General features: G+C 69.1%; 15 protein-coding genes. 9 read left to right on the plus strand and 6 right to left on the minus strand.

The genetic code is table 11. The features are described 5' to 3' along the window. Both G3N96_RS34725 and G3N96_RS34730 read right to left on the minus strand, forming a co-directional pair. Positions 1–756: DUF2242 domain-containing protein (locus tag G3N96_RS34725; protein ID WP_206139992.1), on the minus strand; the 756-nt coding region annotated here is incomplete at its 3' end. Between the two features lie 115 nt (positions 757–871). Then, on the minus strand, positions 872–1,765 hold the full coding sequence (locus tag G3N96_RS34730; RefSeq protein ID WP_124575877.1) for a LysR family transcriptional regulator: 894 nt from the start codon (positions 1,763–1,765) through the stop codon (positions 872–874). A gap of 108 nt (positions 1,766–1,873) precedes the next feature. Between G3N96_RS34730 and G3N96_RS34735 the strand changes: the two genes are divergently transcribed. Beyond that, positions 1,874–2,629 (plus strand): TerC family protein, encoded by a 756-nt coding sequence (locus G3N96_RS34735; protein WP_124576052.1) that lies wholly within the window; start codon positions 1,874–1,876, stop codon positions 2,627–2,629. Positions 2,630–2,722: 93 nt separating this feature from the next. Next, a complete protein-coding gene (locus G3N96_RS34740; protein WP_124575876.1) occupies positions 2,723–3,058 on the plus strand; it encodes a zf-TFIIB domain-containing protein in 336 nt (111 codons plus the stop codon). 87 nt (positions 3,059–3,145) lie between these two features. Here the strand turns inward: G3N96_RS34740 and G3N96_RS34745 are convergent, their stop codons facing one another. Both G3N96_RS34745 and G3N96_RS34750 read right to left on the minus strand, forming a co-directional pair. After that, complete coding sequence (locus tag G3N96_RS34745; protein WP_206139993.1) at positions 3,146–3,556, minus strand: Hsp20/alpha crystallin family protein; 411 nt, start codon at positions 3,554–3,556, stop codon at positions 3,146–3,148. A gap of 16 nt (positions 3,557–3,572) precedes the next feature. Beyond that, entirely contained in the window at positions 3,573–4,013 is a 441-nt protein-coding gene (locus G3N96_RS34750) for an Hsp20/alpha crystallin family protein (RefSeq protein ID WP_206139994.1), read from the minus strand. 247 nt (positions 4,014–4,260) lie between these two features. Between G3N96_RS34750 and G3N96_RS34755 the strand changes: the two genes are divergently transcribed. Next, positions 4,261–5,178 carry a 3-hydroxyacyl-CoA dehydrogenase NAD-binding domain-containing protein gene (locus tag G3N96_RS34755; RefSeq protein WP_206139995.1) on the plus strand — a complete coding sequence of 306 codons (918 nt, stop codon included), beginning with the start codon at positions 4,261–4,263 and terminating at the stop codon, positions 5,176–5,178. Between the two features lie 34 nt (positions 5,179–5,212). Here G3N96_RS34755 and G3N96_RS34760 read toward each other — a convergent pair whose 3' ends face one another. After that, positions 5,213–5,494, minus strand: coding sequence for a DUF4148 domain-containing protein (locus G3N96_RS34760; RefSeq protein WP_124575872.1), 282 nt, complete (start codon positions 5,492–5,494; stop codon positions 5,213–5,215). Between the two features lie 167 nt (positions 5,495–5,661). Then, the gene (locus tag G3N96_RS34765; RefSeq protein WP_085040476.1) at positions 5,662–6,510 is read right to left on the minus strand and encodes a LysR substrate-binding domain-containing protein; all 849 of its coding nucleotides are present in this window, start codon (positions 6,508–6,510) and stop codon (positions 5,662–5,664) included. Positions 6,511–6,838: 328 nt separating this feature from the next. On the opposite strand from G3N96_RS34765, the gene madL reads away from it, so the two are divergent. The 6 genes from madL (at position 6,839) to mdcE (ending at position 11,754) form a co-directional block, all read left to right on the plus strand. Next, positions 6,839–7,234 carry a malonate transporter subunit MadL gene (gene madL, locus G3N96_RS34770; RefSeq protein ID WP_034186756.1) on the plus strand — a complete coding sequence of 132 codons (396 nt, stop codon included), beginning with the start codon at positions 6,839–6,841 and terminating at the stop codon, positions 7,232–7,234. An 11-nt stretch (positions 7,235–7,245) separates the two neighbouring features. Further along, positions 7,246–8,013, plus strand: coding sequence for a malonate transporter subunit MadM (madM, locus tag G3N96_RS34775; protein ID WP_027784056.1), 768 nt, complete (start codon positions 7,246–7,248; stop codon positions 8,011–8,013). 134 nt (positions 8,014–8,147) lie between these two features. Beyond that, positions 8,148–9,794 (plus strand): malonate decarboxylase subunit alpha, encoded by a 1,647-nt coding sequence (gene mdcA, locus G3N96_RS34780; protein ID WP_206139996.1) that lies wholly within the window; start codon positions 8,148–8,150, stop codon positions 9,792–9,794. Positions 9,795–9,804: 10 nt separating this feature from the next. Then, the gene (mdcC, locus tag G3N96_RS34785) at positions 9,805–10,119 is read left to right on the plus strand and encodes a malonate decarboxylase acyl carrier protein (protein WP_047900325.1); all 315 of its coding nucleotides are present in this window, start codon (positions 9,805–9,807) and stop codon (positions 10,117–10,119) included. Further along, entirely contained in the window at positions 10,116–11,060 is a 945-nt protein-coding gene (locus G3N96_RS34790) for a biotin-independent malonate decarboxylase subunit beta (protein WP_206139997.1), read from the plus strand. The genes mdcC and G3N96_RS34790 overlap by 4 nt, the downstream gene beginning before the upstream one ends. Next, the gene (mdcE, locus tag G3N96_RS34795) at positions 11,047–11,754 is read left to right on the plus strand and encodes a biotin-independent malonate decarboxylase subunit gamma (protein WP_124575869.1); all 708 of its coding nucleotides are present in this window, start codon (positions 11,047–11,049) and stop codon (positions 11,752–11,754) included. Before G3N96_RS34790 ends, mdcE begins: the two co-directional genes overlap by 14 nt. Positions 11,755–11,764: the final 10 nt, after the last annotated feature.

Here is an 11,764-nt window from a genome sequence, read left to right on the forward strand (position 1 = left end):
CGCCGGCGCGACCACGGCCGACGCCGCGGCGGGCACGGCATTCGCCCCCGACTCGGGCGCGACCGCCGGCAACGAAAGCGGCACCGGCGCCGCGGGCGGCGTCGGCACGATTGGGGTCGTCATCTTCATCGGCTCGCCTTGCGGCGTCGGCGCGGGTTCGGGCAGCGGCGTGACGGGCTCCTTCTCGGCGGCCTTGACGGTCGCGCGGTCGCGGCGGGCCGGGTCGATCTTCAGGAAATGCTCGACGAGATTGAAGAAGCGCTCATAGAACACGCCGGCGGGAATCGTCTCGCTGGCGGTCTTGACGAGCGCGTCGTCGCTCGACCCGATCGGCAGCGACAGCGAGCCGAACACGCTCAAGCCCACGCTGGCCGACGTATTCGACTTCTTCAGCGTGTAGCGATCCTGCACCGCGTTCACGTACGCGATGCTCGACGAGCCGTCCGCGTTCGCGTCCGCGCACACGACGTGAAACTCGATCACGACGTGCATGTCGTTGTTCGGCTGGAAATTCTTGCTGCCGTCGACCGCGTCGTTGCGCGACGACGACACCACATAGCCCTGGCTCAGCAGCGCGCGCCGCGCGGCCTCGCAGGCCGCGTCGGATTTCGAGTGGAACGTATGCGCGTACGGGCTGCTGGTCGCGTCGAACTGTTCCTGCTGGTAGATCGGCTTGGGCGGCGACGAGCACGCCGCCAGCACGGTCGCGGCCGCGAGCGCGCACGAAACGGAAAACAGGCGAAATCGGTTGTGCATGGCGTCTTTCAGAAGGCTTGGCGAGAGCTCGCGCAACGGCGGTGCCTGGATGAAGCGCGCGGCAATCTCGTAAGGCCGGGGCGCCATTATAGTTTCGTTTGATGTCGCGCTCGCTTCAGTCGGCCGAAGCGCCGCGTGCCGCGGCCAGCAATTGCGACGTCAGCGGATGGTGTTCGCCGCGCCGCGAGCGGATCGCGTGGATCTCCTCGGTCACGTCGCCGGCACGCCCGAGCCGGCGCAACCCGCGCAGCAGCGACGCATCGTTCGCGCCGAGTTCGCTCAGCGGAAATACGCCGAGGCCGCGCGCCGCGAACACGGCCATCAGCGCGCTGTCCTCGAATTCCCCGGCCACACGCGGCACGATCCGTTCACCCTCCAGCCACAGGTCGAGGCGCGCGCGCAGCGCCGAATGGGCGGTCGGCAACAGCACGGGCAGGTCGGCGAGGCACTGCGGAAAGTGTTGCCGCGCGGCCGGCGTGACGAGCACCGCGGGGCCATACCAGTCGACCGGCGACGCGACGAGCCGCTCGCTCGTCACCCGCAGGTTCGAGCCGGACGGCGCGCCCTGGCCGGCCAGCACCAGATCGAGATGATGCAGCGCCAGCTCCGCGAGCAGCGCATCGTGCTCGCCTTCGTGGCACAGCAGCCGCAGCGTGGGGGTATCCAGCACGGGGGCAAGGATCGCGTGCGCGGCGAGCTTGGAGATGCCGTCCGCGAGGCCGACCGCGAGCCGCACGGTCGGCTGGCTGGCCGCCGCGCGCACTTCGTCGGGAATCAGCCGGCCCATCTCGAAGATCGCCTCCGCGCGCGCGAACGCGGCCTGGCCGGCGTCGGTCATCGTGACGCCGCGCCCGGCCGGGCGCAGCAACTGGTGCCCGAGCGCTTTTTCGAGCTCGCGCACCTGCGCGCTGATCGTCTGCACGGCCATGTCGAGCCGCGCGGCCGCGCGCGCGAAGCCGCCTTCCTTCACGACGACCCAGAAGTAGTACAGATGTCGGAAATTGAGCATCGGATCGCTATTTCGGAAAAACCGAACCAAAAATCAGATTCTCTCTGATTTTTTCGAAGTTGGGGGTAGCCTATGATCTGGCTTTCCACTTTCGTATCGGCCCATTTCATGGACTACCTGCTGACGCTTGCCGTTGACCCCGCCGTCTGGGCGGCGCTCCTGACGCTCGTCGTGATGGAAGTCGTGCTCGGCATCGACAACCTGATCTTCATCTCGATCCTCAGCAACAAGCTGCCCGAGGCGCAGCGCGCCCGCACGCAGCGCCTCGGCATCGCGCTCGCGCTGGTGATGCGCCTCGCGCTGCTCGGCAGCGTCGCGTGGATCGCGAGCCTCACCGAACCCGTGTTCACGCTGTTCGACCACGCGTTCTCGTGGCGTGACCTGATCCTGCTGTCGGGCGGCCTGTTCCTCGTGTGGAAGGCGACTACCGAGATCCATCACCACGTGTCGCGCGACGGTGAGGGCGCGGGCGGCTCGGGCGGGGCGGTCGGCCTGACGATGTGGGCCGCGATCGGCCAGATCGTGATGCTCGACATCGTGTTCTCGATCGACAGCATCGTGACGGCGATCGGCATGACCGAGCACGTGCCGATCATGTTCGTCGCCGTGATCGTCGCCGTCGCCGTGATGCTGTTCGCGGCACAGCCGCTCGCACGCTTCATCGACCGCAACCCGACCATCGTGATGCTCGCGCTGTCGTTCCTGGTCGTGATCGGCATGACGCTGATCGCCGAAGGTTTCGGTTCGCATGTGCCGAAGGGCTATATCTACGCGGCAATGGCGTTCTCGGCCTTCGTCGAAGGCATGAACATGCTGGCGCGGCGCGCGAAGGCGAAGCGCGCGGCGCCGACGGATGGCCACTGAGCCGGCGCGCGTGGCACGGCTGCCGCTGCGGTGGCCGGCGTCACGCGCGTCATATGGAATCCAGACGAAATTCGCACGGAAAGGAGAAGCGCGATGAAATGCCCTGTCTGCAAGACGCCCGACCTGCTGATGGCCGAGCGCCAGTCGATCGAGATCGACTACTGTCCGACCTGCCGCGGCGTGTGGCTCGATCGCGGCGAACTCGACAAGCTGATCGCGCGCGAAACCGGCGATGCGCCAGCGCGCCGCGATGAAGCCCCCGTGCGGCACGATGCGCAAGCGCCGCGCGGCCACGACGGCGGGTGGGGGCGCGACGCTCGCTCGCCCGACAGCCGTGACCGACACGATGGCCGCTCGCACGACGATCGCTACAAGCACGACGGCCAGCGTCGCAAGAAATCGGTATTCGACCTGTTCGACTTCGACTGATTGTGCCGCATGGCGTAAAGAAGCCCCGCCGGGCGCGTACCCGGCGGGGCTTTTTCATGCGTGCGGGATGATCGCCCGCGTGGGGGCTTACGCGTTGCCGGCCGTCACGTCGATGCGGCGCGGACGCGTTTCCTCGCGGCGCGGAATCGTCAGCGTCAGCACGCCGTCGCGCAGGTTCGCGTCGATCCTCGACGTGTCGAGGTCCGGGCTCAGCACGAAGCTGCGCGCATAGCGCGTCGCGCGGATTTCGGCGTGGCGCACGCGCAGCTCGGCCGGCGTGTCGAGACGCGTGTCGGCTTCGATCGTCAGCGTGTTGTCGTGCACCTTCACGTCGAGGTTCTCGCGCGGCACGCCGGGCAGGTCGGCCCGCAGCGTGACGCCGAGATGATTCTCGACGATGTCGACGGCCGGCGTGATCGCGGGACGGCGGGCCGCTTCGGCGGCAGCGGGGTGGACGGTGTTGGTCTGACGCTCGGCCAGGGTCGGGTTCGCATTCATGTCGGTATCCTGAAAATTATTGAATGGTGATCGCACGCGGCTTCGATGCCTCGCGCCGGCCGACGCGAATCAGCAGGCAGCCGTTTTCGTAGCGGGCGCTGACCTGGTCGGGATCGGCGTCCCGCGGCAGCTCGACGACACGGCGGAATGCGCCGTGGAAGCGTTCCTGCGCATAGGTGCGCGGATCGTCGCCTTCGCCGCGCGGCGCGGGCTTGCGCTCGCCGCTGATCGTCAGCAGGTCCTTGTCGATCGACACGTCGAAGTCGGCCGCGGCCATGCCGGGTGCGAACGCGACGATCTCGATGGCGCTGTCGGTGGCGCCGACGTTGAGCGCGGGAAAGGCGCCGGGCCGTACCGCGCGAATGCCGGCCGGACGATCGCCGAGCAGGTTGGCCACTTGCCGCTGCACGCGGGCGAATTCGTCGAACAGGTCGCTGCCGAAATGGATACCGCTCATGTTGGTCCTCCTGAACAGGGAACGCGGGAGACGTGACGGCGCGACGCCTGCGGCGGGCGCGTCGTGGAAGCTCCACTGGATCGAAACGGGGGCGGTGCGCTGCATGCTGCACGGCCCGACGACGCGTAATTAGTGGCAGCCGAAGCGCATTTCAAGAGGGAATCCGCAATCTGCGTCAAGGCAGGCCCGCGCGATTCGATGCGACAATCGCCGCGATGTTTTTGCAGACCAACGACACGGGACAATCATGGACATTCGACGCATCGCGATCGTCGGCGCCGGCGTGATCGGCGCGAGCTGGGCCGCCTTCTATCTGACGCAGGGCTTCGACGTCGTCGCGACCGATCCGGCGCCGCACGCCGACACGCGGTTGCGCGACGCGCTGGCCGCGTTTCTCGGCGGCCGGGCCGCCGAACTTTCCGCGCGGCTGTCGTTCGACGCCGATCTCGTGCGTGCGCTCGACGGCGTCGACTTCGTGCAGGAGAACGGCCCGGAGCGGCTCGACCTGAAGCGCGCGCTGTACCGGCAGATGGACGACGTGCTGCCCGCGCACGTGCCGATCGCATCGAGTTCGTCGGGCCTGAAGATGTCGGACATCCAGACCGCGTGCGACAAGCATCCGGAACGGTGCCTGATCGCGCATCCGTTCAATCCGCCGCACCTGATTCCGCTCGTCGAGCTGGTCGGCGGCGATGCCACCAGCCAGGAGGTGATCGCGCGCGTGAAGGACTTCTACGATGCGCTCGGCAAGCAGACGATCGTCCTCAACAAGGAAATGACCGGCCATGTCGCGAACCGGCTCGCGGCGGCGCTGTTCCGCGAGGTGTATCACCTCGTCGGCGAAGGCGTGGTGAGCGTCGCCGATGCGGACAAGGCCGTCGCATGGGGCCCCGGCCTGCGCTGGGGGCTGATGGGGCAATGCCTGACCTATCACCTCGGCGGCGGCGCGGGCGGGATCGCGCACTTTCTCGAACACCTGTCGGGGCCGATCACGAGCTGGTGGGACGATCTCGGCACGCCTTCGTTCGATCCGGACGTCGATCGCAAGCTGAACGACGCATTGCGCGCGATCCAGGGCGAGCACTCGATGCAGGAACTGGCGGCCGAACGCGACCGCCTGCTCGTCGAGCTGATCGACGCGCGGCGCCGCAGCTTCCTGCCGTGATTGCGCGGCGGCGTCGCCTCCGGGCTGCGGCCGGCTACTGCTGCGCGGCGGTTTGCGGGGCCTGCGGCGTCTGTGCGAGCCATGCCGGGCTCGCGGCCTGCACGAGTTCGCGGTTGCGCGCGCGGGTCGCCGCGTTCGGCGGGTAGTTGCCGTCGTTCGTCGGCAGTTCGCCGTCGAGATAGGCCTGCTTGAGTTGCGCGATCACGTCCGCGCGGGTCAGCCCCTGCGCGGGCGCCGCGGTATCGGACGTCTGGGCAAAGGCGGGGGACAGCAGGGCGGCGGCGGCAATCGCGACGGCGAATCGCATGACGTTCATGGCGTGCTCCGATCAAGGGGACGGGACACCGGATGCGCGCGGCGGCTGGCCGTGCGTTCCGATGGGTCCCATTGTCGCGAGCGGGTGCTGCGCGGACGATGACGCGTTCCGGGCAAAGCTGTCAGGTGCGGATGCGGCGCCCCCTGCGCGGGTCGCGCCAGGCGCGGTTACAACTCCGACGCGGCGGTGATCAGCGTCGCTTCGAGTGCGAGCGTCGAACGCGACGCGGCCGTCGGCCGGTCGATCACGTATTCGAGTTCGCCGAGTTCGGGCAGCCCGGCGTCGAGCCGTGCGAGCCCGGCCGGGATCACGTAGCCGGCGAACGCGCTGACGCCGAGTCCCGCGCTCGCGGCGGCGCGCAACACCGCGACGCTGCTGCTCACGACCGCGATCCGGTACGGCCGCCCGACGGCCTCGAGCGATTCGAGCACGCGGCGGCGCGACACGCTCGGCTCCGGATGCATCGCGAGCGGCAATACGGCCTCATGGCCGGTGATCCGCGAATCGGGGCCCGTGCACCAGTACAGCGGCTCGCTGCGGATCACGCGGCCGCGCCGGCTGCCGGCGATGCGCTTCGCGAACACGAGATCGTGCCGCCCCTCGTCGAGCGCGTCGAACAGGTCGCCCGACAGCCCGGTCGAGATCGCGAGCTCGACTTCCGGATTGCGCTGCACGAAGCTCGCGAGCGCGGCCGTCAGGTGCGCCGACGCGAAATCCTCCGACATCGCGAGCCGCACCTTGCCCGACAGCGGCGGCCCGCACACCGACGTGACGGCCTCGTCCATCAGTTCGAGAATGCGCACCGCGTAGCGGAACAGCGCGTCGCCGTGCTGCGACAGGTGCACGTTGCGCGTGTCGCGTTCGAACAGCGGCCGGTCGAGCAGCTCCTCGAGGCGGCGGATATGCTGGCTGACGGTCGACTGCGACAGGCTCACGCGCTCGGACGCGGCGGTGAAGCTGCCTGACTGGGCGACGGCGACGAAGCTGCGCAGCAGCTCGGGCGGTAACGGGCGCATTGCTAAATCCACTGAATCGGTTTCGACAACTTCATAAATGGCCGGATATTGCGGCGCTAGTATCGGATCACGCGCCGGTGCGGCCCGCAACGGGGCGCACCGGACGCGTAGCCCGCGTCGGGCCGGCGGCTGCTTCATTCAGTCTACGGCATCCGGCGTCCGGCCCGAAACCGCATCATCCCATCGACCGCCCGAGAACGTGCCCGCATGACGGGTCGCCGGGCCGCGGCGCCCCGCCGCAGGAGACACGCCCGGCACGGGATCGGCGGGCAAGGTTCGACTCCTGCTGGCGGCAATGCGCCCGTCACGAAGAGACTGGAGACGACTCATGATCATCTACGGAACCGCGCTGCTGGCGTTCTGCCACCTGGCCGGACTGTTCCTCGGCGACCTGCTCGGCAGCGCGATCGGCGTGAAGACCAACGTGGGCGGCGTCGGCATCGCGATGCTGCTGCTGATCTGCCTGCGCCTGTGGCTGCACCGCCGCGGCTGGCTGCCGAAGGAAACCGAGGCCGGCGTCGGTTTCTGGGGCGCGATGTACATCCCCGTCGTCGTCGCGATGGCCGCGAACCAGAACGTCGTCGCCGCGCTGAAGGGCGGCCCGGTCGCGCTGCTGGCCGCCGTCGGCGCGGTCGCGATCTGCGCATGCTGCATCGCGGTACTCGTGCGCACCGGGCGCGACGACACGGCCTTCGCGGGCGTGCCGCAATTCGAAGAACAGTAACGGAGGCCGCCATGCTGCAGATGCTCGAAAAAACCGTCGCCCACAACGGGCTCGTCGCGTCGTTCGCGCTGGTCGGCCTGATCATGTGGCTGTCGTCGATCGCGTCGCGCAAGCTCACGTTCGGCCGCGTGCACGGCTCCGCGATCGCGATCGTGATCGGTCTCGTGCTGGCCTATGTCGGCGGCGCATTCACCGGCGGCGAGAAGGGGCTGGCCGACGTCAAGCTGTTCGCCGGCATCGGCCTGATGGGCGGCGCGATGCTGCGCGATTTCGCGATCGTCGCGACCGCGTTCGAAGTGCAGCCGACCGAGGCGCGCAAGGCCGGGCTCGTCGGCGTCGTGTCGCTGCTGCTCGGCACCGTGCTGCCGTTCATCGTCGGCGCGTGCATCGCGCGCGCCTTCGGCTATACCGACGCGGTCAGCATGACGACGATCGGCGCGGGCGCCGTCACCTACATCGTCGGTCCCGTCACGGGCGCGGCGATCGGCGCAAGCTCCGACGTGATCGCACTCAGCATCGCGACGGGGCTGGTCAAGGCGATCATCGTGATGGTCGGCACGCCGGTCGCGGCCAACTTCATGGGCCTGAAGACACCGCGCTCCGCGATGATCTTCGGCGGCCTGGCCGGCACCGTCAGCGGCGTGAGCGCGGGGCTCGCCGCGACCGACCGACGGCTCGTCCCGTACGGCGCGCTGGTCGCGACGTTCCATACGGGCGTCGGCTGCCTGCTCGGGCCGTCGCTGCTGTTCTTCACGACGCGCGCGCTGGTCGGCGCGTAGGCCCCACCGATGGGCGGCCCGTGCGCGGGCCGCATCCATCGCGGCGTCCTCTGAGTCGCATTCGTCAACATCATCAATCGGCGGCGGCGCCAGGCTTAGAATGCCGCTGAACCATCGAAGCGGGAGAACTGTTCATGACGGGATGGAATCACGCGCGGCAGGCGCGCGATGCACGCCTCGCGGCCGGCGCGGCTTACGCGCAGGGCAAGCGGGTCGATGCGCGCGACACCGTCGCGTTGCTCGAAGCGGTGCTGCGGCCCGGCGACCGCGTCTGCCTCGAAGGCGACAACCAGAAGCAGGCCGACCTGCTCGCGACGGCGCTCGCCGACGTCGACAGCGCGAAGATCCACGACCTGCACATGGTGCAGTCAGGCGTCGTGCTGCCCGAGCATCTCGACGTGTTCGAGCGCGGCATCGCGAAGCGTCTCGACTTCGCGTATTCGGGCCCGCAGTCGCAGCGCATCGCGAAGCTGCTGTTCGGCGGCAAGATCGCGCTCGGCGCGGTGCACACCTATCTCGAGCTGTTCGCGCGCTACTTCATCGACCTCACGCCGCAGGTCGCGCTGATCGCCGCGGTCAGCGCCGATCGCGACGGCAATCTCTACACCGGCCCGAACACCGAAGACACGCCGACCGTCGTCGAGGCCACCGCGTTCAAGGACGGCATCGTGATCGCGCAGGTCGGCCGCATCGTCGACAAGGTGCCGCGCGTCGACATCCCGGGCGATCGCGTGCATTTCGTCGTCGAGGCCGGCCGGCCGTTCTACGTCGAGCCGCTGTTCACGCGCGATCCGGCGGCGATCACCGAAACGCAGATCCTCACCGCGATGCTCGCGATCAAGGGCATCTACGCGCCGTACGGCATCAAGCGCCTGAACCACGGGATCGGCTTCAACACGGCCGCGATCGAGCTGCTGCTGCCGACCTATGGCGAGAAGCTCGGGCTGAAGGGCAAGGTCTGCTCGCACTGGGCGCTCAACCCGCACCCGACGCTGATTCCCGCGATCGAGTCGGGCTGGGTCGAGCAGATCCACTGCTTCGGCTCGGAAGTCGGGATGGACGACTACATCCGCGCGCGTTCCGACATCTGGTTCACGGGCCCCGACGGGTCGCTGCGCTCGAACCGCGCGTTCTGCCAGACGGCGGGCCTCTATGCGTGCGACATGTTCATCGGCTCGACGCTGCAGATCGACCTGTCCGGCCATTCGTCGACGGTCACGGCCGAGCGCATTGCCGGTTTCGGCGGCGCGCCGAACATGGGGAGCGACGCGCGCGGCCGGCGCCATCCGAGCGAGCCGTGGCTGAAGGCGGGTGCGCAAGCCGATCCCGACACGCCGGCGGCGCTCAGGCGCGGCCGCAAGCTCGTCGTGCAGATCGGCGAGACGTTCGGCGACAAGAACGTGCCGATGTTCGTCGAGAAGCTCGACGCGCTCAAACTCGCCGACAAGCTGCAGCTCGACCTCGCGCCGATCATGGTCTACGGCGACGACGTCACGCACATCGTCACCGAGGAAGGGATCGCGAACCTGCTGATGTGCCGCGACAAGGACGAACGCGAGCACGCGATCCGCGGCGTCGCCGGCTATACGGAAGTCGGCCGCGGCCGCGACCGGAAGATGGTCGAGCGGCTGCGCGAACGCGGCGTGATCCGTCGCCCGGAGGATCTCGGTATCGATCCGCTCGACGCCGACCGCCGCTGGCTCGCCGCGCGTTCGATCAAGGATCTCGTGCACTGGTCGGGCGGCCTGTATGCGCCGCCGGCCCGGTTCCGCAACTGGTAAGGACAAGGGCATGGAACAGTTGAACTATCGCTTCACCGCGCGCGAGCGCGCGAAGGGCGAGCAGGCCGCGGCGCTCGTCGGCGTGGTGGCATCCGGCAATCTCGAAGTACTCGTCGAACGCGTGCTGCCGGGCAACGAATGCGAGATCGACATCCGCACGGCGGCGGTCGGGTTCGGCGCGGTGTGGCAGGCCGTCGTCGCGGATTTCGTCGAGCGGCGTACGCCGGGCGGCCTGAAGCTGTCGATCAACGACGGCGGCGCGCGGCCCGACATGGTGTCGCTGCGGCTCGCGCAAGCGGTGCGGGCGATCGAGGGGGACGCATGATGAACGACGCGATCCACGATACGCGTGATGCCCCCGCGTTCGTCGCGAACGCCGCGAGCTGGTACGAAGCATCGGCGCGGCAGCGCATCGACGCGCTGCTGGACGCCGGCAGTTTCAGCGAATTCCTCGGCCCGGCCGAGCGCGTGACCAGCCCGCACCTGCCGCTGTTCGACCTGCCGCAGCAGTTCGACGACGGGATGGTGGTCGGCCACGGCCGGCTCGACGGCCAGCCGGTGTTCGTCGCCGCGCAGGAAGGCCGCTTCATGGGCGGCGCGTTCGGCGAAGTGCACGGCGCGAAGCTCACCGGGCTGCTGCGGGCCGCGCGCGAAACCGGCAAGCCGGTGCTGATCCTGTTCGACACGGGGGGCGTGCGGCTGCAGGAAGCGAACGCGGGCGAGCTCGCGATCGCCGAGATCATGCGCGCGCTCGTCGAAGCGCGCTCGGCCGGCGTGCCGGTGATCGGGCTGATCGGCGGGCGCGCGGGCTGCTATGGCGGCGGCGGTTTGCTCGCCGCGTGCTGCTCGGCGCTCGCGGTATCGGAGCAGGGCCGCATCAGCGTGTCGGGCCCCGAAGTGATCGAGACCAATCGCGGCGTCGAGGAATTCGATGCGAAGGACCGCGCGCTGATTTGGCGCACGATGGGCGGCAAGCACCGGCGGCTGATCGGCGGCGCGGATCGCTACGTGGCCGATACGCCCGCTGCGTTCCGTGCGGCGGCGCTCGCGCTGATCGGCCGTGCGCCGACGTTCGATGCGGCGATGTTACGCGCGGAACAGGCCCGCCTCGAAGCGCGTGTCGACCGGTTCGGCGCGTGCAAGGATGCGCTCGACGTGTGGCGTGCGCTGGGCGCAGCGGCGCCGGAAGCGATCCCGGGGATGCCGGACGATGCGTTCGCCGCGCTCGCGGACCAACTGCAGGAGAGCCCGCATGACGCTCGATGAAGTGCTGAATTCACTGTTCCCGCAAGGCCATTCGATCGCCCGTCACGGCGGCCTGCTGACCGGTCGCGCTGAACTGGCCGGCACGCGCGTCGACGTGATCGGCGTCGCCGACCGTTTGCCGTTCGGCATCGACGAGGCGCTGACGCTCGCGTCGCACGTGCTCGACACGATCGAGCGTGGCGGTGACACGCCGATCCTCGTGCTGGTCGACAGCGACAGCCAGCGGATGAGCAAGCGCGACGAACTGCTCGGCCTGAACGAGGGGTTGTCGCATCTCGCGAAGTGCCTGATGCACGCGGATCTCGCCGGACACCGGACGATCGGCGTGCTGTACGGCCACACGGCCGCCGGCGCCTTCATCGCGACCGCGCTCGCGACCCGCACGCTGCTCGCGGTGCCGGGCGCCGAGCCGGAGGTGATGGACCTGCCGTCGATGTCGCGTGTGACCAAGCTGCCGATCGACGTGCTGAAGGAGATGTCGCGCACGACGCCGGTGTTCGCGCCGGGGCTCGACAATCTCGTGAAGATGGGCGCCGTCGACGCCGTGCTCGATCCGGCCCGCTCGCTCGACGCGCAGGTCGTTGAATGGCTCGGCAAGCCGGCCGACCACGCCGACCGGCGTGCATCACGCGGCCGGCCGGTGGCCGCCGACGTCGCCCGGCGCGTCGAGGCACTCGCGCGTGCCGCACGCTGAGCTGCCGTTG

The sequence above is a fragment of the Burkholderia sp. Se-20373 genome (genome assembly GCF_017104705.1).
GTDB lineage: Bacteria > Pseudomonadota > Gammaproteobacteria > Burkholderiales > Burkholderiaceae > Burkholderia.